Source organism: Streptomyces sp. SID14515 (assembly GCF_010548505.1).
GTDB lineage: Bacteria > Actinomycetota > Actinomycetes > Streptomycetales > Streptomycetaceae > Streptomyces > Streptomyces caviscabies.
In genome coordinates, this window is record NZ_JAAGMH010000014.1 from 1 (window position 1) to 22,080 (window position 22,080).

Consider the following 22,080-nt stretch of genomic DNA (forward strand, 5'->3'; position numbering starts at 1 on the left):
TGCTGGAGGAGGCAGGGGTGAGCTACGTCCTGGCGGTGCCCAAGTCGCAGCAGGTGAAGTCCTCAGTGGGCAGCTGGCGCATCGACCATGTTCTTACCGGCGCCCCGGCTGAGGCATGGGAGCGGATCTCTTGCGGTGACGGTGCGAAGGGGCCGCGCGTCTACGACTGGGCGGCGGCCAAGCTGCCGCCATCGACGGCGCGAAGTCCACCCATTTCCGCTGGGTGCTGGCCCGCCGCAGCCTGGCGCGTCCCGAGGAGATTGCGTACTACCTGGCCTTCGCACCGGCTGATGCCTCCGTCGCCGACTTGGTTCGGGTGGCCGGCACCCGGTGGGCCATCGAGGAGTGCTTCCAGGCCGCGAAGAATGAGTGCGGCCTGGACCAGTACGAAGTCCGTCGTTACGTCGGCTGGTGCCGCCACATCACCTTGGCGATGCTCGCGCACGCCTTCTTGACGGCGATGACCGCCCACGCACTCGAAAAGGGGGCCACAGAAACGGTTCGAGCTGCCTCGTTCCCCTCACCGTGGCAGAAATCCGACGGCTCCTGGACCTTGCCCGTACCTCCGCGGCCAGGCACCGGCAGCCCACCCGTCGGCTCCACTGGTCCCACTGGCGTCGACAGCACCAGGCCATCGCCCGCCGCTGCCACTACCAACGCCTCACGCACCCCGATCGGGTGAGTCACGAACCTGTACCCACCTGATGGAGCGTCAGTCAACTAGACTTCGAAAAGGCCCTGTGACCAGGACAAATGGAGAAGCACGACTGGAGTACTAGCTCCTCCATCCCCCGACGTGGTCGAGCATGGGAGGGCTGGAGGGCAACGGCTCCTCTGGGCAACCGACTTCACTTGTTAGCCGACCCTAGCCTCATACAGCGCGTACGGGCTTGGGGTGGTGCGAAAATGCGTGTGCGCGGGGGCTGGTGTCCTCCAGGGCGCTGCGTATGATCAGCCAGCATGATCGAGCGAATCGAACGCAACACAGTCACGAACGATGACCCTCCCGATGAGTTCGCAGACGTGACCGACACCTGTGGTTCTGATGATTGCGTCACGCAGGGGCTGCCGCTCTTCCTTCCAGCCCTCGATGGCGCAGCCTTAAGCGTGGATCGTGCGCGGACACGATAAGTACCCTTGGCCTGATCCTTCGAGTTCCGTCGATCATGAGGGCGCCGCGGTGGGCGCCCTGGATGCCGCGCTGGTCCTGTTTGTGGTCCAGGGCGAGGCGGTAGCCGAGGGCGCGGGCGGGCAGGGCGAAGGATTCGGCGCGGGCGTCGGTGTAGAGGCGGTCGACGGCCAGGGAGCCTGCAGGCAGGCCCAGTTTGGCCAGCGACTCCAGCAGGGTGATCGCGTTGCGGCCGGTGCGGCGTCCGGGATGGTCGACGACCATGCCGAGAACGATCTGCGCGATCCGCCCGGTGCCCGGGCCGGCCTGGGCGGCCAGAGCGAGGTGCCCGCTGTGACCGAAGGTCGGCTCGCTGGAGCCGCCGGAATAGTGCCAGCCCGCGGTGACATTCAGCGAAGCCAGGCCGCGTCGGAGGCTGGCGGGTTTGTGCCAGGTGGCCAGGGCGGTCGCGTCGATCCCGACGTCGCCGCGCCAGTGCTTCAGGACTCCGCAGCGCCGCGCGATGCGGACGGTCTGACCGATCAGTGCGGTGCAGATCTGCTGCAGCAGCGCCTTCTTGCGGACATGTTCCGCGTCGTTTTCTTCCCAGGCGGCCGCGACTACCTTGGCCTGTTCGAGCGGGAGACGGCGGCGCCGATCGCAGCGGGCCGGATCGAACGCCGTGGTGATGCGGTTGACGGTCCGGTAGATCCGTTCGGCGGGCGGCTGCGGTGCGATGTCCGCGATGCCGAGCCGCCGTCGGGCGGTGGGCGAGAGAGCGAAGGCGAGGGTGCGCCAGGCTTCGGCCAGGGTGGCCCGGCCGGTGTAGTGGACGGCGACCAGCAGCCCGGTCAGCACCGCCCGGACCGACAGGCCCGCCGGTCCGGGCCGCCCCGACAGCTCCCTATCGATCACGTCAAGGATGCTGGAGCGGTCCAGCACCGCGGCGGGCTGGAAGACCTTCGAGTCCGGGATGCGGGCCGGGGCGCCGGTCACCGGCCGCGGCCGGCCCCGACCGGTCGCCGCCGGATGGCCCGGCGGCGGAGGGCTCATGCCGGTCCCCGCAGTAGCCGGGCCGTCTCCGCTCTGCTCGGCGGCGGCACGAAATGCTGATATCGCGCGAGCGAGGCGGTCGAGGCCAGGCCGGCCGCGGCCGCGACCACCCCGGCATCGATGCGCTGACGCAGCAGCGAGACGATCCACGAGGCCCGCAGACGGCGGGCGTTGAGCCTGGGCAGCGGATCATTGGGGCGGTGCTGCCAGGTCCACGACCCGATCAGGTTGTCCGGCGGCGGATCCGCCCGGCCGGGACGGAACAGGAAGTCGTCCCCGGCCTGCGCGGCCAGCTCGGAGAGGACCTCCTCCCACTCGGCGCGGACCACCAGCAGGCGCCCGAACACCTTGGTGTCCAAGACGCAGGACCCCGAGCGGGCGCGGCGGATGTCCGTGCCGCGCAGTCGGACGATCTCCCCGGGCGCCAGCCCCAGACCGCCGACGAGCGCGAGCAGCGCCAGTGCATCCGACCTCGACCGGGGCCGCAGGGCCTCCGCCCACAGTCGCAACCGGCTGATCTCCTCCGTCTTGTAGGGCGGCGCCGGAGCCGGTGGGGCGGACAGCCGGAGCCCCTCACTCTCGCCGCTGCCGTCCCAGATCAGCGCCTCCCGCACCCTGCGAAGCCAGGTTCGATAGGTGCGCAACGTGCCCGGCTTCAGCCCCGCGCAGCCGGTCAGCACGAACGCGTCGATCGTCTCGTTGGTGAGCCAGGCCGCCGGCTCGCGCACCACTCCGCGCCCCTCCGCCCAGATGGCGAGCTGGGCCGTCACATGCAGCAGATCCTCGACCGAGTAGGGCACCCGCTCGACGGTCGCGGTCACCACCGCCTTCACCAGATCGGCCACCTCGTCCCAGACGGGCGCCGGGTCTCGCGGCGCGTACGCGTCGATGACCGAAGACACCGCGGAGTCCACTGCCATGGACCACGAATACCGGGAGGACAAACTGCCGCCCAAGTCGCGTACCACTTCAACCACAAGGAGCGTGGAAGCATGGTCGGAGGACGCGCGGGCTCCCGCGCGCCCCGGGAACTGGCCCGCGACCCGGAACACTGACCCGACGCGATCGTCGACGACATCGCCGCAGCAGTCGTCCAGGCCATCGCCCGCCACCTCGCCGCCGCCCTCGACGCACGGCGCTGGAGTCGGCGGACGGCCGCTGACCAGCTCGGCATCAACCGGCAGACCATCGGCGACGTGATCGACGGGCGGACCTGGCCGGACGTCGCCACCATCGCCCGCCTCGAGGCGGGCCTGAACACTGAGCTGTGGCCGCCGCTTGCGCGGCGGCAGCTGCGCAACCACCTGCCGCCAGCCCTCCCGGACTCCCGCAGGCGACCGCAATAGCCGCAGGCCAGAGCCCAGTTACGGCTCGGCGAACCCAACACGTAGCAACGCCACTATGGTCGAAGACGCGCGAGCCTCTTCTTCATGGTTGTGGGCGCTCACGCAACCCCAGACGCCGCCGGGATGGCACTCCCGGCGGCGTCACCTTGTACCTCGTCAACCCCGTCCCCGCTCTCCGCCGGATCCCCCGGCTGCGGATCCCCGACATCGGGCGCGATCGCGAACAGCCCGACCGCGTCCTCGGTCAGCTACCCCTGCTTCACCAGGCGCTTCAGCTTGATCCGCATCCGCTCCACCGACCTGTGGTCCACCTCCCAACCGACCGCCTCGCAGAGCGGCTTCGCCCGCAGCGCCGACCCCGCCGATGCCAACGCGAGCATGACGTCCTCGTTCGCCTCGGCCAGCACGTGGCCGTCCGCCCGCGTCACCGGTGCCGACACCACCCGCGGCCTGGCCGCCACGGCCGCGGCAACCGCCGGCGACACACTCATCCCCGGCATGTCACGCCCCTGCGAGACTTCGTCCTCCTCCATCAGCTGCAGCACCGCCTCCGCGGCACCCCCCCAGCGCGCAAGCTCCGCCTGTTGCTCCGCGAGGTCCTTCTCCAGCGCCGAGATCTCCGCGCACAACTCCTCCACCCGCGCCCGCGCCTGAGACGCCCTGGCCTGCAACCTCTCCAACAACGACATGATGAACCGCCCCTCTCCGCGAGGTCCCAGTTCGCCAACTCGCCTGCTGCAGCGCCGAGTTGATGGGCAGTTCACCCACACTGTAGGCGCGGATCACGAAAGGTCGCCAACAGATCCCAACATCCATGAGCCCGGCATATCGGGATCAATGACAGAAGTCTCGGGCGGCGCAGCCACATCACCAAGCTCGCGGCAATGTTGTTATCGTTCGGGACACCCCATTTGCGCATCCAGGGGAGGCCAGCGGGTGTCCGCTCTGGACTTCTATGCCCATGTCGCCACCCGCGGCGATGCTCTTGGCGCGGGCCTGGGAGCCGACCCCGATGCGTGGGAAGCCGTCCTGGGCGCCCAATGCCTCGACGTGCCCGGTGGCGGCCTCTTGCGCCGGGACTACGGACTCGTGGAGATCAACTTCTCGGTAGGGCAGCCGGGGCGGCAGGGGCGGATGGCGTGCTTCGGCTTCGGCGTAAAGATCCAACCGCTGCTGTACGTCCCATCGGCAGACATGGTGCCCCCTGCGCTCACGCAGAAACACGGGGACTTCGCAACCAGAGTCCGTTTCGGTGAACTGCAGGCTGCCATTCTGGCCCTGGGGCACACCATCGAGCTCGACACGGACAACACGTCCCGAGACACGGACTGCTATCGCGTATCCGATTCCGCGGCCCGCATCCACGTCATCACCGACCCGGATCCGTACGGGTCCGGAGCGCCTGATCCAGACGGGCATCAGGTGGGGGATGTCTGGTCCATCGACTTGTAGTGATCGCTGCAGTGAGCAACTCCCACTTTCTGGGCTCGTCGGAAGCACTGGGACGGTCCGGATCCAGTCCTTGCCCACCTGAAGCAGCACCACAAAATGATCCGACCCGATGCCCGCGACGACACCATCGAAGGTGTAACCACTGACCGGGGTCCAGCTCCGGCCGTTCTCCCACGGCCCATCAATGTTCGCCAGCCACGTCGCATTGGGGCCCAGCAGCTCCGCCACCTGCTCGGCTGCCCGCCGCGCATGCCCTCGATCCCGCCGCGCGGTCCCAGGAAAGACAAGGTCATCTGCAGACAGATGGACCAGCAACTCACATGCCGTCGCGACGCGAACCTCGGTGAGCGCGTCAGCCACCTCCGAGACTGAGGTCGGACCCACCGCGCCTTCGATACCGAACTGAGCCCAGTCGCTCTCCGCTACCCGCACCAAGGCGTGCGCCTCCTCGGCCAGATTGCGGCCCGCAGAGCTCCCCGATCGTGCGTACACGCCGTGCCCGGAACCCAGCGAGGCCAGCAACCGTCCGAGCTCCCCCGCGTAATACTCCATGACGGGATCATCCCATCCGAAACCCGCACCATGTAGCGGCTGGGCCTGGGCAACGATCACCCTCATGATGGGCAACGATCATCCAAACCCCAGCTTTGCCGCAGCCCATCAACACTCGTGAACACCCCCCGGATCGCGGGCGCGACGAGTGCGGCCCCCTGTGCCGACCATGGACCAGGGTGGGGGAGGCGCAGGGCGTGTCTGCTCGGTGTCGGGGATGTCAGCGTGCACGCCCGCGCACACGGTCCGGAGGAGCCGCTGCACCAGGCCGCTACACGCGTCATCGAAGCCGCAGCGGCGCTGGACGAGCGACACGAGAGCGTGCTCAACGCGGTCCAGCGCGCTCAGCGGCTGCTCGAAGGCACTGGTCGCGGTGAAGTCGGCCGAGCCCAGGTGTCGTACGCGCTTCTGCAGACAGCTCTACCGGACCTCGGAGACGGCCTGGCCCAGCAGGACCGGGCATACAGCCAGCTCGCCGAGTCCCTGTCCGCCTACCGCCAGCTTCTTTCCTCGCCCGAGCCTGCTCAAGACGCGAGCAACAAGAGCCATGGGCCGGGCCAGGAGACGAGGCCCCACTGGGACGACGACCGGGCCGTTGCCGGGGAGCGCGGGCTGGTAGCCCTCGAAGTGGTTGCGGCCGGAGGTGTTCGCTTTCGCCGCAACGCGATCGGCGAGGACCCGTACATCTCGCGGGAGAGGGCCCAGTGGCAGGACCCGGCGGTCTTCCCGCAGACCGTGCTGCGGCTGGTCGCCGACGGGCTACTGCATCAGGACATCACCGAGAACGTGTACCGGCCCGGCCAGCTCCTCTCGCTCACTGCGCAGGGGGAAGCCGACCTGCGTCACCGCACATCCAACCGCCACGACCGCCAACCCGGCGAACCCATGCGGTCAGAGCACTAGGGACCGCCACCAGCGCCCCTTGGCCCCGCTGCCACTGTCCGCAGACGGCGTCCGCCCGCCGAGGAAGGGGTTGAACAGGAGCACTTTCCAGTACTCCTGTTCAACCCCGGACCGAAGCCCCCATCTAACTACTGATCGTTGCCGCTCCCGTTGGCGAAGGCGACGTGAACGGAACCCCGGGGGTCGGCGTCACCCGACGAAGCCCAGCTCCCTGGCGATCAGCATGCGCTGCACCTCGCTGGTGCCCTCGCCGATCTCCAGGATCTTGGAGTCCCGCCACATCCGGGCCACCGGATACTCGTTCATGAAGCCGTAGCCGCCGTGGATCTGCGTAGCCTCGCGGGCGTTGTCGACGGCGACCGTGGAGGAGTAGAGCTTCGCGATCGCCGCCTCCTTCTTGAAGGGCTCCCCGCCGATGAGGCGCGACGCCGCGTCCCGCCAGCCGACCCGCGCCATGTGCGCCCGCATCTCCATGTCGGCGATCTTGAACTGAATCGCTTGGTTCGCCCCGATCGGCTTCCCGAAGGCGTGCCGCTCCTTGGCGTACTTCACGGACTCGTCCACGCAACCCTGCGCGAGACCCGTCGCTAGCGCGGAGATGGCGACCCGGCCCTCGTCGAGAATCCGGAGGAACTGGGCATATCCTCGACCCTCTTCACCGAGGAGGTTCGCCGCAGGGACCCGCACGTCCGAGAAGGAGAGCTCGCGCGTGTCCGAGGCGTTCCAGCCGACCTTCGAGTACGGCGCCGCGACCGTGAACCCGGGCGTCCCCGACGGCACGATGATCGAGGAGATCAGCGGACGGCCGTCCGGCTTGCGGCCGGTGACGGCGGTGACCGTGACCAGGCCCGTGATGTCCGTACCGGAGTTGGTGATGAAGCACTTGGAGCCGTTGATCACCCACTCGTCGCCGTCCCGCACCGCGGTCGTGCGGGTGCCGCCCGCGTCCGAGCCGCCGTCCGGCTCGGTCAGACCGAAGGCACCGAGCAGTTCACCGGAACAGAGCCGGGGCAGCCACTCCTGCTTCTGCTCGTCCGTGCCGAAGAGGTGTATCGGCATGGCGCCCAGTGAGACACCCGCTTCCAATGTGATCGCCACGGAGGAGTCGACCCGCGCCAGCTCTTCGAGCGCGATGCCGAGCGCGAGATAGTCACCGCCCATGCCGCCGTACTCCTCGGGGAAGGGCAGGCCGAACAGGCCCATGCGGCCCATCTCGCGGACGATCTCGTACGGGAACTCGTGGCGCTCGTAGTAGTCGCCGATCTTGGGGGCAATGACGTCGTGCGCGAACGCCTCGATCGTGCTGCGGAGTTCCTCGTGCTCGGGGGACAGATGGTGGTCCATTCTTCTCCTCATTTGCGACTTGCAAGGTTTGGTCACTACATAAGTACTGCATGTGAGGGAGTCGGCCGGCCCGCTGCAGCAGCTCGACATCACACGCAGAGAACCGCGACCGTCGCCCAGACTCCTTTGCTGGTGGTCTGCGCGGTCACGTCTGTCTCTCTAGCCCTGTCTTCGCCGATTGTTCTATCCCTTCGTTCTCCAGACATGGCCAGGTTCCGTGTGGCGCTCGGAGCGCGGCTGCGGGGCCCCCGACAGCCGATCCGGGCCGCCGCCGCGCGAATACGCTCTTCGCCGGCCTGTCGCGGGATGCCCAGCGGTCTCTTGACCCGCCCCCGTCACGAGCGCCCGGCTGCGTCCTCGCCGGGCCCGCGGCGCGGCAGGCGTGGACGCGGGAGAGAGGCGGTCGTTCCCTGTGCGTAGCGGGGGTGCCGCTGCGCCCGAAGCTTGCGGCGTCGGGTTACTTCACCGAGCCTCCCTTTATCGTCTCGGCTATCCGGTCGAGCACCTGGAGGAGAACGGGCCATGAGGTTGCGAAGCCCAGCCGGACGAAGTCCTTGCTGACTGGCCCGAAGTCGGCACCCTCCATGGCCGACACTCTGGCTGCCCGCGAGATGAACTCCGCAGGGCCTGCGTTGCCCTGGCCGAGCCACTCAGGTAGTTCCAGCCACGACAGGTACGAAGCCTCTGGCTCGACGTAGCCGACGACGGGCAGCTCGGTGCGGGTGAAGAGGCTGACGACGTCGCGGTTTCCGGCTTGATAGTCGATCACCGAATCCAGCCACTCTGCGCCGTCGAGATACGCGGCCATCGCCGCGACAGCCCCCAGGGTGGAGGTTAAGTTCGGCGTCGAGCGCAGCATCTCGGAGGTATCCCATGCTGCCACGGCGTTCCGGTGCGGCGGGATCATTTCTGCACACTTGATGCCGGAGATGTTCCATGCCTTGGACGCCGAGGTGATCGTGAAAGTGATGCTCGACGCTGATTCACCAGGCAGCGAGGCGAAGGGGAGGTGCGTGGCGGAGGGGTAGGCCAACGGGGCATGGACCTCGTCACTGATCACCATGCCGCCGTGCCTGCGCACCAGCTCCGCCAGCTGTACTAGGCGCTGTTTCTCGGATCTCCTGACGGGGGTGGGGTGTTGGGGTCAGGCTGGCTGTATGGGCCGTGGGGATCTGACGAATGCGGAGTGGGATCGGCTGGAGTCGTCTTGCCTCCTGGTGGTGCGCGTGGTGGTCGGTGGAGTGACCACCGGCAGGTGATCAACGGGGTTCTCTACCGGGTGCGGACCGGTGTGCAGTGGCGGGATCTGCCGGAGCGGTTCGGGCCGTGGAAGACGGTCTACAAACGGCATCGCCGCTGGTCAGCCGATGGGACCTGGCAGATGCTGCTGTCCCGCATTCAGGCAGCTGAGGATGCCGAGGGCAGGATCGCGCGCTCGCGCAGTTCATCCGGGTACTTACGTGGTGCTGGTGGTTCTCCTTCGCCAGGACCGTAACCCTGACATCAGGGACTCCACAAATCTCAGTACAGCTCAAACTTCGGATACGCCGGCGTCATGACCATTACCGGCCGCTCGGGGTTGATGTACTCCGTCATGATCCGGAACAACGCGGTGACGACGTCTGGCACCAGCCGGACCATTTCGGGGTCCACCGACCACCCGTAGCGGGACTTCTGCCACTGGGCGCTCGCGACACGTGTAGCCAGTGACCGGGCCGGCGACAGATAACCGTGCACACCGGACCGCAGCGCGTCGTGGACAGTGTCGACGACGACAGGCGCGGTGCCGAAGTCCATCTCGGCGACCCCGAGGCCAATGTTCGCGGGGCCCTGTTCAGTCCACTTGAGTTCCGCAGGCTTGAACGAATCCGCGTCAAACTCGACCGGCATGAGCTCAGGCTCCCTCGGTCCGGGCACGGACAGCGATACATGCGCTCAGTCGGCCCTTGAGGTCACGGACCTCCGCGGCGTCGCGCCCGAGGACCACGGACTCAGTGCCGCCTCCCAGGTCGGAATTGCCCGCCAGCGGCACGACGCCCGTCCGGGTGTCCGGGTCGAACGCCAGGCGCGACTCGTCGATCAGCGAAACCAGCTGTTCGAAGGGGACAGGATCCGTGCCGAGGGCCGAGGAGACCAGGCCGTGGTCGGCGTAGCCGTGGCCGAGCAGTCTGTCCCCAACCTCGTGGTAGACGAGGCTTCCGCCCCAGCGGGCCTTGATCTCGTGGAAGTAGATGTGACCGGCCACGGTGACCAGGCCGTCAATGTTGACGTGTTCCCGATAGCCGATTTGCCGGACCAGGTCGAGGAAGGTCCGGGCGTGGCCCACCACTTCGGTGTGGGCCCGGTTGCCGAGGTGCAGCTGCAGGTCGAGGCCGACCCGCCGCGGGCTCTCGGACGCGGATTCGCTCGCCTCCGTGCCACTACTCTCGGGCGAGTAGCGGATCATCCCGCCGTTGAGGAACGTGACGTCCTCGTCGGATATGAAGAACTCCAGGTAGAAGCGCTTACCTGCTTCCTGGTAGCTCTCGACCACGAGCAGGGAGTTGAACTCGTCGGAGAGTTCGTCCCACAGCTCGAGGGCGAGGGCTTCGACGTCTACGGAGCCGATGAACCGGGGGTACCGGGTTCCCGGCAGGGAGGCTCCCTGGAGGGTGGTAAGACCGACGTTGCCGTGGCCACCGCCACTGCGGTCCTGCTTCACGATCGCCATGCCGGTCTCGGCCACGTTTGCGGTGATCGCCCTGGCGAGTTCGCCGGAAGACCGGACAACGTTTCCTGGGGGAAGGGGAACGCCTGCTCCGGCAGCAAGCCTGCGGAACGTGGACTTCAGGTTGAGCATGTCCACGCCGTTCTGGTCGGCGAATCTGCTCCCGGCGGCCGGTGCGAGGCCCGGAGCGTCAGCGAGTTCGGCCACGCCCTTGGTGAATACGCAGGGGACAGCGACCACTGTGCCGGGTCTGTACCGACGAACGGGCGCAGGCGGGACACGAATGCCTCGTCGGTCAGGGCGCTGTCCGACAGCAGATGGTCCACGGGCACCACGTGGATGCGGCTCCCGTCCACCCCGGCCAGCGCACTGTAGTGCTTGAACGACCAGTACGTCGCCCTCGGACGCGTGCCACAGGAAGCGGCAGCTGGTGCCCCCTCCCGTCTTGGTTCCCACGGGAAACCCCGAAACGGATCGAACGTTCTCGGCGTGGTCGGCGCGAAAATTGGCCAACACAATTTTGGACATCGTCGTCCAGTCCTCCGAATCGGCTAGAGCCCGGCATCGCCGTCGACGCGGCGGAATTCCAGGGTCGGTGCAGCCAGGTCTCCCCGTGCGCTGTGTTCGAGACACGGTTGTGGAGATGGCCGGGGCCCTCGGAGGGGAAATCGTCGAGAAACTCGACTTCACCCTCGCCGTGGCCCTCCCCCTTGAGGGCAGTGGTTCCGGTGAAGCGCAGGTGTCCGTTTTCCCAGTCGGCGCTCGGCGTGTACTCGACGAGGTGGTTTCCCCGGTCGTCGAAGTAGATGGCTACAAAACACTCCATCGGCGGGCTGTAGCCGAAGGAGTAGCGGCACTGCTGGCCCTTGGGATGCAACTCGGTCGGGCCCTAGACCAAGGGCGACAAAAGCCTCAAACGCCGTGCTCATGTGTGGCGTTTGGCGCAAAATCGACCAAGAGTCCGACGTGTTGCCCTCCCTGTTGCACCGCCAACACCAGCACCTGGCCCCGGACGTGACCCGGACGCCACCTCCAACAGCAATGCGCCCGCCCACCGGTTGCAGCTAGCCTATCGGGACTCCCCTCAACAGTCCCCCTCGCACCTGGAGGCCAAAGCCGTGGCAAAGCCGCCATTCACACATCTGCACGTCCATACCCAGTACTCGATGCTGGACGGCGCCGCGCGGCTGAACGACATGTTCAAGGCCAGCAACGAGATGGGCATGACGCACATCGCGATGACCGACCACGGCAACCTCCACGGGGCGTACGACTTCTTCCACTCCGCTCAGAAGGCGGGCGTCACGCCGATCATCGGGATGGAGGCGTATGTGGCGCCGGAGTCCCGCCGCAACAAGCGGAAGATCAAGTGGGGCCAGCCGCACCAGAAGCGGGACGACGTGTCCGGTGGTGGCTCCTACACCCACCTGACCATGTGGGCGACGAACAAGACCGGCCTGCACAACCTGTTCAAGCTCTCCTCGGACGCGTACGCGGAGGGCTGGCTGCAGAAATGGCCGCGGATGGACAAGGAGGTCCTCGCCCAGTGGTCGGAGGGCATCGTGGCCTCCACCGGGTGCCCCTCCGGAGAGGTCCAGACCCGGCTGCGCCTGGGGCAGTTCGACGAGGCGCTCCAGGCAGCCGCTGACTACCAGGACATCTTCGGCAAGGACCGCTTCTTTCTGGAGCTGATGGAGCACGACCTCGACCTCGAACACCGAGTCCGCGACGACCTGCTCCGGGTCGGCAAGAAACTCGGCCTTCCGCCGCTGGTGACGAACGACTCGCACTACACCTACGCGCACGAGGCGACCGCGCACGACGCGCTGCTGTGCATCCAGACCGGCAAGAACCTCTCGGACCCCGACCGCTTCAGACTGGCGGGAGGGGGCTATTACCTGAAGTCGACCGACGAGATGTACGCCCTGGTCAACTCAGACGTCTGGCGTGAAGGCTGCGACAACACCCGGCTGGTGGCCGAGATGGTCGACACCATCGGCATGTTCGAGAAGCGCGACCTCATGCCGAAGTTCGACATCCCGGAGGGCTACACCGAGGTCACCTGGTTCCAGGAGGAGGTGCGGCGCGGCATGGAGCGCCGCTACCCGGGCGGGGTCCCCGAGGACCGCCAGAAGCAGGCGGAGTACGAGATGGACACCATCATCTCGATGGGCTTCCCCGGCTACTTCCTCGTGGTCGCCGACTTCATCATGTGGGCCAAGAACCAGGGCATCGCGGTGGGCCCCGGCCGTGGTTCGGCGGCCGGTTCGATCGTGTCGTACGCGATGGGCATCACCGACCTCGATCCGATCGAGCACGGGCTGATCTTCGAGCGCTTCCTGAACCCCGAGCGCGTCTCCATGCCCGATGTCGACATCGACTTCGACGAGCGTAGGCGCGTCGAGGTGATCCGGTACGTGACGGAGAAGTACGGCGCCGACAAGGTCGCCATGATCGGCACCTACGGCAAGATCAAGGCGAAGAACGCCATCAAGGACTCCGCCCGCGTGCTGGGCTACCCGTACGCGATGGGCGACCGCCTCACCAAGGCCATGCCCGCCGACGTCCTCGGCAAGGGCATCGACCTCTCCGGCATCACCGACCCCAAGCACCCGCGCTACAGCGAGGCGGGCGAGATCCGGGGGATGTACGAGAACGAGCCGGACGTGAAGAAGGTCATCGACACCGCCAAGGGCGTCGAGGGCCTGGTCCGCCAGATGGGTGTGCACGCGGCCGGCGTCATCATGTCCAGCGAGCCGATCGTCGACCACGCCCCGATCTGGGTGCGGCACACCGACGGCGTCACCATCACCCAGTGGGACTACCCGCAGTGCGAGTCGCTCGGCCTGCTGAAGATGGACTTCCTGGGCCTGCGGAACCTGACGATCATGGACGACGCCGTCAAGATGGTGAAGTCCAACAAGGGCATCGACCTGGAGATGCTCGTGCTGCCGCTGGACGACCCGAAAACCTTCGAACTGCTCTGCCGGGGCGACACGCTCGGCGTCTTCCAGTTCGACGGCGGCCCCATGCGCTCGCTGCTGCGCCAGATGCAGCCCGACAACTTCGAGGACATTTCCGCCGTCTCGGCCCTCTACCGGCCGGGCCCGATGGGCATGAACTCGCACACGAACTACGCGGAGCGCAAGAACGGCCGCCAGGAGATCACCCCGATCCACCCGGAGCTCGAAGAGCCCCTGAAGGAGACACTCGGCCTCACCTACGGCCTCATCGTGTACCAGGAGCAGGTGCAGAAGGCCGCCCAGATCGTCGCCGGGTATTCCCTGGGCGAGGCCGACATCCTGCGTCGCGTGATGGGCAAGAAGAAGCCCGAGGAGCTGGCGAAGAACTTCGTCCTCTTCCAGGAGGGCGCCAAGAAGAACGGCTACAGCGACCAGGCGATCCAGGCCCTGTGGGACGTGCTGGTGCCGTTCGCCGGGTACGCGTTCAACAAGGCGCACTCCTCGGCGTACGGCCTGGTCACCTACTGGACCGCCTACCTCAAGGCGAACTACCCGGCCGAGTACATGGCCGCCCTGCTGACCTCGGTGAAGGACGACAAGGACAAGTCGGCGGTCTACCTCAACGAGTGCCGCCGCATGGGCATCAAGGTGCTCCCGCCGAACGTGAACGAGTCGGAGTCCAACTTCGCCGCCCAGGGCGACGACGTGATCCTCTTCGGCCTCACCGCCGTGCGCAACGTCGGCCAGAACGTCGTCGACTCGATCATCCGGATGCGCAAGGCGAAGGGGAAGTACAGCAGCTTCCCCGACTTCCTGGACAAGGTCGAGGCGGTCGTCTGCAACAAGCGCACCGTCGAATCGCTGATCAAGGCCGGCGCGTTCGACGAGATGGGCCACACCCGCAAGGGTCTCGTCGCCCACCACGAGCCGATGATCGACAACGTGGTGCAGGTCAAGCGCAAGGAGGCCGAGGGGCAGTTCGACCTCTTCGGCGGCGGCGAGGAGGAGAGCGGCGAGCCGGGCTTCGGGCTGGACGTGGAGTTCTCCGACGTCGAGTGGGAGAAGGCCTACCTGCTCGCCCAGGAGCGGGAGATGCTCGGCCTGTACGTCTCCGACCACCCGCTCTTCGGCCTGGAGCACGTGCTGTCCGACAAGGCCGACGCCTCCATCTCCCAGCTCACCGGCGGGGATTACGGCGACGGCGCCATCGTCACCGTCGGCGGCATCATCTCCGGCCTCCAGCGCAAGATGACCAAGCAGGGCAACGCCTGGGCCATCGCCACCGTGGAGGACCTGGCGGGCTCCATCGAGTGCATGTTCTTCCCCGCCACCTACCAGCTCGTCTCCACCCAGTTGGTGGAGGACACGGTCGTCTTCGTGAAGGGCCGCCTCGACAAGCGCGAGGACGTGCCGCGCCTGGTCGCCATGGAGATGATGGTCCCCGACCTGTCGAACGCAGGCATCGATGCCCCAGTGATCCTAAGCATTCTCGAGAACCGGGTGACCCCGCCCTTGGTCACCCGACTCGGGGAGATCCTCAGCCATCATCGCGGCAACAGCGAAGTACGCATCAAGGTCCGAGGCCGACAGAAGACAACGGTGCTGCGTCTCGACCGACACCGCGTCACACCGAGCCCGGCGCTTTTCGGCGACCTCAAAGCACTGCTGGGATCCTCCTGCTTGGTTTGAAACCCGGTACGCATGTCCCTGCGCGGTGTCCCGCAGAGGCGCTGTCTTCACGAAATCCTGTACGGCGGCCCGCGGATGAGGTCGCTGGCTTGGGGAGGCGCCAGTGATGGCAGCAGCCCTCTGCGGGAGCGGGCTGCGGCGTCCCATCTCGTCAGCTGCCAGGCTCCGCAATGCGCTGCTCGAGGGCTCGTAGCCGAGGTCGACCAGGGTCGGCATGTCCAGCTCGGCCGCGATGCGGTTGAGTGCTTCGACCAACCCCTGGTGGCGGGCGCAGGTGGTGTCGTGTTCCCGGCCTGGCCGTACGGGCGAGACCCAGATCGGCCAGCCGTCCGGGGTAACGATGACCTGCACGTTCCCGCCATGGTGCTTGTGTTTTCCGGACCACCAGAGGTCTGCGCCGTTGGGACCCGGGGCGGCGATGTGGTCGGTACGGATGACCGTACCGTCGAGGTTCAGATGCGTCAGCCCGACTGCCTTCGCGCGCTCCGGCACGGTGGACAGGTCCGGTGCGCCGGCGGCCAGGACGGCCAGTACCTCGTGGAGGTAGCGGTATGCAGTTGAGGTCGACAGGTCATTGTCATGGGCGAGTTGGGCCAGGCGGGTGCCGTCGAGGGACCAGTGCAGCACGAGCACGGCCTGCTTGAAGCAGCCCAGCGCGCGTCGCCCCTTGCGGGTCCTGGTCACGATCCGGTGGTCGCGCAGGAGGCCGGCCAGGTACTCGGCGGTGGACAGCTTCACATCGAGCACGGCGGTGTATATGACACTGGTCGGCATGTGAGGCCGCTCGGTCGGATCTTTCTGTCGCAAGATCGTTCCTACCAGGGGCCTCACGCCTGCCCGGACTTGGGAATACCACGGACCGCACGACACGCCGCTCGCTCACGGACGGTGGCCGAAGGTTACTGGGAACAGCTCATTGCCCCCGAGCTGTAGCCTGCCGTCCATGTTGAACGAAAAATGGAAGGCCTCGGAGGGGCGCTCTCGCCAATTGATGACCCTTTGTGCTGCTGCTTCCTACGGAACTCAGCCTGGGCCGGCTCCCAAGTCGACACCCTCAACAGTCGAAGACCGGTGGTCTCTGCTGGTGTACGCGATCGCCGGAAGCACCGCGCTCGATCCCGGGGACATCGGACTTCGACATTTGCGTTTCCGAATTTCCCAGTCGGCAAGCCCGGATGCCCTTGAAGGCTGGCTGTGTGCTTGCTTGCAGCGCTTGGGGCACGGAGTGCGCCGCGGATCACCGATCTCCATCGAGGAGAACGACGAGTCCGCCGAACTTCTCAGGAAACTAGTGATCCGGAGCGTCACCAGGGATGCGACCGCAGACGAAGACCCGGTACTTCGCGCCTGGCACGCTGTGGAGTTCATCGACGCACACGTGAAGGAGCGCCCGGATGGACCAGCCACAGGCACGATTGAGACCCGGCGCTTCCCAAGCCTGCAACCCATGACTGCCGCCATCGATCTGGCGCTGACGGCTGCTGGCGGTGGTTACGCCCTAGGTGCCGCCATACGGTTCCGGTCGGGCACTGAATCACTTGCCGGAACCGTGGAATCACCTCTGTGGAGCCTCGACTCGGATACACAGACAGTTAGTGCAGGCCCCCCCAGCGGATACTTCGTCAGCGTAGTTGACGCTCACACCGGACTTCCGAGCCAGAAGACCATGACCATTTCGTCACGAGACGTATTCGTTCACACTGATCCGGACGAGGAGCCATGCCCGGAACGCCCGTGAAGTACACGACTTTTATGTATATGAGTATCGCGCATGCCTAGCCTCGAAGTTTCGTGACGGTCCGCCGACGGAGTCGGTGGACCGTTTTCGTGCTGTGGACTGAGGCTGTGCAGGCTGAGGGCCCGAGTGTCGTCTCGAGCGGACGCCGGGTTCCACTGCTCCAGGGTGGAGGGTTCTTTCGCAGGGACGGGTGAATCTGCTGATCAGCCGAGGTTCGGGAGGAGTGCGAGTCGGTCGAGAGCTGCGGCGATGTGGCTGGTCCAGGGCCAATGCCGGGCCAGGCGGAGGATCCGGCGGCGGCCGGTGGTCACGAGCTGTCCAGCCGTGCTGAGCAGACGAAGCCGCAGGCGGCGGGGCTCCCAGAGTATGGCTTCGCCGGTCAGCACGAGCATGGGCATTCAGGCCAGCAGGTCGAGAGTGATCTGTACGATCTCCAGCCAGACCCGGTTTTGTCAATCCCCTGGTTTCGTAGAGACCTCTCCTATGTGGCCTGGCACTTCTGGTCGCTCTTCTTGCGTGCTGCGGTTATGGTCCGTTCGAACTCTTCCGGCGGCAGGCCGCCGGCCGCGCTGTGCCAGCGTAGCGGGTTGTAGAACCCGGTGATCCAGGTGGCGATCTTCAGGCGGGCTTCGGTGCGGGTGGCGAACCGGTGCCGGTGTATGTACTCGACCTTGATCAGTGAGTTGAACGACTCCACGGCGGCGTTGTCCAGCGCCGACCCCACCCGCCCCATGGACTGCACCACGCCCAGACGGTCGCACAGGGTGTTGTACGCCTCTGACGTGTACTCACTTCCCCTGTCGCTGTGGAAGATCGTCCCGTCCCTTCGGCCGCCGCGCGTCGCGGTGGCCATCTTCAACGACGCCCCGACCAGGGCCGCATCATGGTGCTCGCCCATGGCGTAGCCGAGCAGGCGGCGCGAGAACGCGTCGATGACCGTGGCCAGATAGATCTTGCCCTCACCGGTCTCGATCTCCGTCATGTCCCCGTACCAGAGCACGTCCGGGGCCACCGCGTCGAAACGGCGATGCACCAGGTCAGGGGCAGGCCTCCACTTGCCCTGCCGGGTCAGCGACCGCCGCCTGGGCGGCTTGCGGCCCTGCAGACCGAGCTCGGCCATGATCTCCGCGACCGTGTTCACCGACACCTTCCAGCCCTCCGCCCATAGGTCCAACGCGATCCTCGACGAGCCGTAGGTGCCACCGGGCTCCGTGAAGAAGTGGATGATCCGCTCCTCCAGCCTCGCCTTCCTGACCTCGCGTTTCGTCGGCTCGTCGGGACGCCGGCGCCATTTGTAGAACCACGCCTCGCTCACCCCGACGACCCCGCGGGACACCCGGTGCGGGACGCCATGCCCGACCCTCCGGTTACCGATGAAAGCGACCACGGCCTCCGGAGCGTTCTCGGTCACTTCACCCAGAGGGCCATGCATCGCTTGAAGACATCACGCTCCATCTCCAGCTCACGGATCCGCTTGTTCTTCTCTCCGATCTCCCGGCGCAGCCGCTCCAGCTCGGCCCGCCCGGCCTCCCGCACCCGACCGCGACCGCCACGCCACCGGCGGTTGTCGGTAGCACGGGCCGGTCCGAGGACGTCGTCCCGTTGCGCCGCCACCGCGACACCCAGCTGTGCAGCGTGCCCGGGTTGATGCCGAGCTCCTCGGCGACCTCCCCGGCCGGCCTCCCGGTCTCGACCACGATGCGCACCGCACCCTCACGGAACTCAGCGTCGTACGGCGGCTTCTTCTTGGACCCCATGAATCCCAACTTTCCCTGCAATCACGGGCACCACGCTACGAGGAGAAGACCCGTGAAGGTCTACGGCGTAACCGTGGCGATGCCGGAGGGGCATAGCCGGGCGCCTCACCCGTCGATCGATCAGCGGTGAAGGTGGGAACCGTCCGCGATCTGCTCCCGACCCAAGTCGCCTCCAGCGGCACGGGACGGGATAGGCGCGTTGCCCGCCGAAGGGCGTGGGCGGGGCGGACGATCCGTCCGGTCACCGCGACCCAGGTCGGACTCGACCTCCTACTGCTGATCGACCCCGAGCTTGTGCCACACGCGTGCGAAGTGCTCGATGTCCGCGGTCGACATGGAGGACCGGATTCGGGCGCGCAGGCCCGCCGCACCCCTGCTGACGATTGGGAAGAAGTCCGGCTCCACGTAGAATCCGTTGTCGAACAGGTAAGCCGACGTTTCCAGCGTATCGGCCTCGGAACCCAGCTCCAGGTATCGGATCGGGACGCTGTTTCCCTGGCCAGCGGCACGAACGAGGCCATCGAAAAGCGCAATGTTGCTGTGCAGTTTGGCTTGCAACTCAGGCAGAGCCTCACTGCGGTGGAGCTTGGCGGACTCGATGATCGCGCCCAGTGCCGGAGTGTTCAAACGCTGGGACCACATCATCGGGCCGCTGCTGCGCTGGATGATCTTTCGTTTGCGGTCGTCGTCCCTGGGGCCGAACACGATGGCACCGCCTGATGCACCGAAACCCTTGTTCAGCGACGTGATGAGCATGGTCGAATCGTTGATCGCGCCCATCCGGTCCAGAACATAACCCCGGCCCATGTCACCGATCACCGACGTGCTGTGTGCTTCGTCGAAGTAGAGGAAGAGCCCGAACTCCTCCTGGAGCTCGAAGAGTTCCTCAAGTGGCGCTAGAGTTCCTCCCGTGCTGTAGACGGAATCGCAGACATAAGCTACGCGTTTGTTCTTCCTGCAGATGTCGGCAAGAGCGTCGACGTCGTTGTGCCTGATCGTCTCGACCCTGGTCTCGTCGGCACACAGGGACTTGAGCGACGCCATGCAGAAATGGGCGCGCTTGTCGAACACCATCACCGGGGCGACACCATCGGTGAGGAGACCGGAAGCCAGGACCGGCAACGTGGCCCACGCCGCTGCCGAGCACGAATTGAGGGTCGCCACATCCGCCCCGAACAGATCGCCGAGTGCGCACTCGGCTTCTTCGAGAAGCGGAAGGGTCATCCGGACTCGCGACAACGAACTGTTCAGGACCATGTTGCTCCGCAGCGCGGCGATCGCGGCGTCGATGATCCTCGGGCTCTCGTCCAGCCCCAGATAGGAGTAGGACGACATGTTGACCGCTACTCGACCGTCCGGCGCGCTGAGTCTTCCTCCCGGGACGGCCTGCAGCACTGCGCCATGGACTCCGAGCCGTGCCGCCGAGTCCCAGTAGCCGTCACTCAGGTGCCGGAGCTTCTTAACGTCGGAGAAGCCGTGACGCGAATTTTCCATCCCCACATTCCCTCTCACATCCTCAAGACAACGTTCCGGCCGTCGTGGCGATCTCGTCCTTCATCGCTATGAGCCGATCCCAGTCCTTGGAGAGCACGAGCAGTTCGGCTCCCGGACCGAGATCCGAGTTGCAGCCGAGAACCACAGCCCCTTCACCTGAGTCCTTGTCGTACCTCACGCCCGCCCTCTCGATCGACCGGAGAAGGTCCGCGAGCCCCGCGGGCGCAACATTGAGGATGGAAGAGAAGAAGTTGTTGCGGGCGTAGTCGTGCCCAAGGAGTCGTTCGGCGACGGTGTGGTAGATGAGACCGCCGCTCCAGCGAGCGTTGATCTCGTGGAAGAAGACCCGGCCATCGTCCAGCACGATGCCGTCGATGTTCACGTACCCGCGGTAGCCGATGGTCCGGACCAGTTCGATGAACTCTTCCGCGGGCTTCAAGGTCGCCTCGAACTCAGAACGTGACGGGGAGTCCAGTCCGATCCACTTGGCGCTGCCGCCAGAACCCTCCGGCAACTGCTCGTACTTCAGGGTTGAGCTGTGCAGGAAACGTGCACGATCGCCGTCGAGGTGGTACTCGAAAAAGAATCGCTGGTCTGCGCGGTGGTACGTCTCCAACGTGATGAACTGGTTCTGGGTGTCCGTCAGCTGCGACCACAGGGTGTCTGCGAGGGTATCGAGCTGGTCGTTGGCGTACGCCAGGACCTCGCGCGTTCCCGGGAAGGACGACTCCGGCGACGTCGATATTCCGATGTTGCCGTGGCCGCCACCACTCCTGTCCTGCTTGGCGATGACCATTCCGGTCTCAGCGATCAGTTCCTGGATCGCGCTCCGCACCTCAGCCGGACCGCGAGCGACGACGCCGTCCGTCAGCGGGGTGCCGAGACCGGCCGCCAGCCTGCGGAACGTCGACTTCATGTTCAGCAGATCGATGCCGTTCTGCATGGCGAACTCGTAGCCGTCGAGCGCTGCGACGTTCAGCTTCCGGGTCAGCTGCGCGGCGGCGCGCGTCGACACGCAGGGGAACAAGCTCCATCCCGCGCCGGTTCCCGTGTGCGCGGCGAGCCGGTCGATGAACTCCGGATCCTGCAGGACCGCTTCGCTCAGCGGAGTCTGCGTCCGCTCCACGTGGACGCTCGTGCCGTCGATGCCGAGGGTGTCCGCAACGTAGCCCGGGAAGTCGGGGTCCACGGTGTCGGGTATGACCAGCACGTCTCCGTCCTCCGCGTGCCACAGGAACCTCGCCGTCGTGTCGGTCGACGACGCCGTCGCATCCGAGATTCCTAACCAGTCGCGAACCTGCTCCGAGTAGTCGGCCCGGAAGTTCGGAAGGATGATCTTTGGCAACCGTGATCTCCGCTCTCTGTGGATACGTCATGCAGGCCGGATGCGTCAGGGATTCTCGTGGCGGAAGTCGAGCTCCGCGTGCAGTTTCGGGGTCCCGTCGGACGTGATGGTCACCACGTTGTGCAGATGCCCTGGTCCGTCGGAGGTGAAATCGTCGGTCATGATGACGTCGCCGCCGTGGTCGCGCAACAGGATCGCGCCCGAGAAGATCAGGTGACCGTCGACCCAACCAGCACCGGACGTGACCGCATCGATGTGGTTGCCCCGATCGTCGAAGTAGATCGACACGAACTGCTCGAGCTCGGGGCTCCAGCCGAAGATGTATCGGCAGTGCTGACCCGTCGGGTGCAGCTCGTTCGGTTCCTGGGTGTAGTCCCACTCGTACCACGTGCCCCGGAGGATCGGCGAGAGCTTGCCCCGGAACAATCCCTTCACCGGGGAATCCTCGCGTCCCGGAGGGTACACCGTGGATTCGCATCGCCAGTTGCCCAGGAAGGGGGTGAGGGGACGCATCTCCTCGCGGGGTACGAACCCATCCGGCACGGGCAGGACGAGGCCCTGCGGGAGTTCGTGGGAGCTGGAGGTCTCGGACATCGTGTGGTGCTCCTGTCGATCGTCGTGCTGATGGG

At 66.4% G+C, this 22,080-nt stretch carries 17 protein-coding genes and 5 pseudogenes; 7 read left to right on the top strand and 15 right to left on the bottom strand.

Going from position 1 to position 22,080, the window contains the following annotated elements:
- Positions 1-223 precede the first annotated feature (223 nt).
- A complete protein-coding gene (locus G3I54_RS39220; protein ID WP_239144188.1) occupies positions 224-682 on the top strand; it encodes a hypothetical protein in 459 nt (152 codons plus the stop codon).
- Between the two features lie 372 nt (positions 683-1,054).
- On the opposite strand, the gene G3I54_RS01990 is transcribed toward G3I54_RS39220, so the two are convergent.
- A complete protein-coding gene (locus G3I54_RS01990; protein ID WP_164610428.1) occupies positions 1,055-2,161 on the bottom strand; it encodes a hypothetical protein in 1,107 nt (368 codons plus the stop codon).
- Positions 2,158-3,081: a hypothetical protein gene (locus tag G3I54_RS01995; RefSeq protein WP_164610430.1), complete on the bottom strand. Its 924-nt coding sequence runs from the start codon at positions 3,079-3,081 to the stop codon at positions 2,158-2,160. Before G3I54_RS01995 ends, G3I54_RS01990 begins: the two co-directional genes overlap by 4 nt.
- Positions 3,082-3,261: 180 nt before the next feature.
- Between G3I54_RS01995 and G3I54_RS39225 the strand changes: the two genes are divergently transcribed.
- Positions 3,262-3,507, top strand: a complete 246-nt coding sequence (locus G3I54_RS39225; protein WP_343240249.1) for a helix-turn-helix transcriptional regulator — start codon at positions 3,262-3,264, stop codon at positions 3,505-3,507.
- Positions 3,508-3,755: 248 nt separating this feature from the next.
- Here the strand turns inward: G3I54_RS39225 and G3I54_RS02005 are convergent, their stop codons facing one another.
- Positions 3,756-4,196 (bottom strand): hypothetical protein, encoded by a 441-nt coding sequence (locus G3I54_RS02005; protein WP_164610432.1) that lies wholly within the window; start codon positions 4,194-4,196, stop codon positions 3,756-3,758.
- Between the two features lie 247 nt (positions 4,197-4,443).
- On the opposite strand from G3I54_RS02005, the gene G3I54_RS02010 reads away from it, so the two are divergent.
- Together G3I54_RS02010 and G3I54_RS02015 are read left to right on the top strand one after the other, a co-directional pair.
- Positions 4,444-4,959, top strand: a complete 516-nt coding sequence (locus G3I54_RS02010; protein ID WP_164610434.1) for a hypothetical protein — start codon at positions 4,444-4,446, stop codon at positions 4,957-4,959.
- A 777-nt stretch (positions 4,960-5,736) separates the two neighbouring features.
- Positions 5,737-6,414, top strand: a complete 678-nt coding sequence (locus G3I54_RS02015) for a large ATP-binding protein (RefSeq protein WP_343240248.1) — start codon at positions 5,737-5,739, stop codon at positions 6,412-6,414.
- Between the two features lie 189 nt (positions 6,415-6,603).
- Here G3I54_RS02015 and G3I54_RS02020 read toward each other — a convergent pair whose 3' ends face one another.
- Complete coding sequence (locus tag G3I54_RS02020; RefSeq protein WP_164610436.1) at positions 6,604-7,758, bottom strand: acyl-CoA dehydrogenase family protein; 1,155 nt, start codon at positions 7,756-7,758, stop codon at positions 6,604-6,606.
- Between the two features lie 457 nt (positions 7,759-8,215).
- Positions 8,216-8,854, bottom strand: a pseudogene (locus tag G3I54_RS02025) (aminotransferase class I/II-fold pyridoxal phosphate-dependent enzyme); the annotation flags it as partial.
- Between the two features lie 61 nt (positions 8,855-8,915).
- Here G3I54_RS02025 and G3I54_RS02030 point away from each other — a divergent pair.
- Positions 8,916-9,160: pseudogene (locus tag G3I54_RS02030) on the top strand (transposase); the annotation flags it as partial.
- A gap of 119 nt (positions 9,161-9,279) precedes the next feature.
- On the opposite strand, the gene G3I54_RS02035 reads toward G3I54_RS02030, so the two are convergent.
- Both G3I54_RS02035 and G3I54_RS40090 read right to left on the bottom strand, forming a co-directional pair.
- A complete protein-coding gene (locus G3I54_RS02035; protein ID WP_164610440.1) occupies positions 9,280-9,648 on the bottom strand; it encodes an aminotransferase class I/II-fold pyridoxal phosphate-dependent enzyme in 369 nt (122 codons plus the stop codon).
- Between the two features lie 4 nt (positions 9,649-9,652).
- The gene (locus G3I54_RS40090) at positions 9,653-10,672 is read right to left on the bottom strand and encodes a peptide ligase PGM1-related protein (RefSeq protein ID WP_164610442.1); all 1,020 of its coding nucleotides are present in this window, start codon (positions 10,670-10,672) and stop codon (positions 9,653-9,655) included.
- Positions 10,673-11,583: 911 nt separating this feature from the next.
- Here G3I54_RS40090 and dnaE point away from each other — a divergent pair.
- A complete protein-coding gene (gene dnaE, locus G3I54_RS02045) occupies positions 11,584-15,117 on the top strand; it encodes a DNA polymerase III subunit alpha (RefSeq protein ID WP_164610444.1) in 3,534 nt (1,177 codons plus the stop codon).
- A gap of 168 nt (positions 15,118-15,285) precedes the next feature.
- Here dnaE and G3I54_RS02050 read toward each other — a convergent pair.
- Positions 15,286-15,891, bottom strand: a pseudogene (locus tag G3I54_RS02050) (transposase family protein); the annotation flags it as partial.
- Between the two features lie 169 nt (positions 15,892-16,060).
- Between G3I54_RS02050 and G3I54_RS02055 the strand changes: the two are divergent.
- Positions 16,061-16,855 carry a hypothetical protein gene (locus G3I54_RS02055; RefSeq protein ID WP_164610446.1) on the top strand — a complete coding sequence of 265 codons (795 nt, stop codon included), beginning with the start codon at positions 16,061-16,063 and terminating at the stop codon, positions 16,853-16,855.
- Positions 16,856-17,058: 203 nt separating this feature from the next.
- On the opposite strand, the pseudogene G3I54_RS02060 reads toward G3I54_RS02055, so the two are convergent.
- From G3I54_RS02060 to G3I54_RS02085, 7 genes and pseudogenes are all read right to left on the bottom strand, one after another.
- Positions 17,059-17,307, bottom strand: a pseudogene (locus tag G3I54_RS02060) (transposase); the annotation flags it as partial.
- Between the two features lie 29 nt (positions 17,308-17,336).
- On the bottom strand, positions 17,337-18,287 hold the full coding sequence (locus G3I54_RS02065; protein ID WP_239144190.1) for an IS3 family transposase: 951 nt from the start codon (positions 18,285-18,287) through the stop codon (positions 17,337-17,339).
- Complete coding sequence (locus G3I54_RS40095; RefSeq protein WP_343240251.1) at positions 18,263-18,469, bottom strand: hypothetical protein; 207 nt, start codon at positions 18,467-18,469, stop codon at positions 18,263-18,265. The genes G3I54_RS02065 and G3I54_RS40095 overlap by 25 nt, the downstream gene beginning before the upstream one ends.
- Before the next feature lie 26 nt (positions 18,470-18,495).
- A pseudogene (locus G3I54_RS40100) lies at positions 18,496-18,612 on the bottom strand (transposase); the annotation flags it as partial.
- A gap of 270 nt (positions 18,613-18,882) precedes the next feature.
- The gene (locus tag G3I54_RS02075) at positions 18,883-20,106 is read right to left on the bottom strand and encodes an aminotransferase class I/II-fold pyridoxal phosphate-dependent enzyme (protein ID WP_164610450.1); all 1,224 of its coding nucleotides are present in this window, start codon (positions 20,104-20,106) and stop codon (positions 18,883-18,885) included.
- Positions 20,107-20,128: 22 nt separating this feature from the next.
- Positions 20,129-21,451: a hypothetical protein gene (locus tag G3I54_RS02080; RefSeq protein ID WP_164610452.1), complete on the bottom strand. Its 1,323-nt coding sequence runs from the start codon at positions 21,449-21,451 to the stop codon at positions 20,129-20,131.
- 45 nt (positions 21,452-21,496) lie between these two features.
- Positions 21,497-22,045: a DUF1579 domain-containing protein gene (locus G3I54_RS02085; RefSeq protein ID WP_164610454.1), complete on the bottom strand. Its 549-nt coding sequence runs from the start codon at positions 22,043-22,045 to the stop codon at positions 21,497-21,499.
- Positions 22,046-22,080: the final 35 nt, after the last annotated feature.

Coding starts and splice junctions, on each gene's coding strand:
- G3I54_RS02065 (WP_239144190.1), bottom strand. CDS start 18,287: ATGCATGGCCCTCTGGGTGAAGTGACCGAGAACGCTCCGGAGGCCGTG.
- G3I54_RS02055 (WP_164610446.1), top strand. CDS start 16,061: ATGTTGAACGAAAAATGGAAGGCCTCGGAGGGGCGCTCTCGCCAATTG.
- G3I54_RS02035 (WP_164610440.1), bottom strand. CDS start 9,648: ATGCCGGTCGAGTTTGACGCGGATTCGTTCAAGCCTGCGGAACTCAAG.
- G3I54_RS01990 (WP_164610428.1), bottom strand. CDS start 2,161: ATGAGCCCTCCGCCGCCGGGCCATCCGGCGGCGACCGGTCGGGGCCGG.
- G3I54_RS02020 (WP_164610436.1), bottom strand. CDS start 7,758: ATGGACCACCATCTGTCCCCCGAGCACGAGGAACTCCGCAGCACGATC.
- G3I54_RS02085 (WP_164610454.1), bottom strand. CDS start 22,045: ATGTCCGAGACCTCCAGCTCCCACGAACTCCCGCAGGGCCTCGTCCTG.
- G3I54_RS02005 (WP_164610432.1), bottom strand. CDS start 4,196: ATGTCGTTGTTGGAGAGGTTGCAGGCCAGGGCGTCTCAGGCGCGGGCG.
- G3I54_RS01995 (WP_164610430.1), bottom strand. CDS start 3,081: ATGGCAGTGGACTCCGCGGTGTCTTCGGTCATCGACGCGTACGCGCCG.
- G3I54_RS02075 (WP_164610450.1), bottom strand. CDS start 20,106: ATGGAAAATTCGCGTCACGGCTTCTCCGACGTTAAGAAGCTCCGGCAC.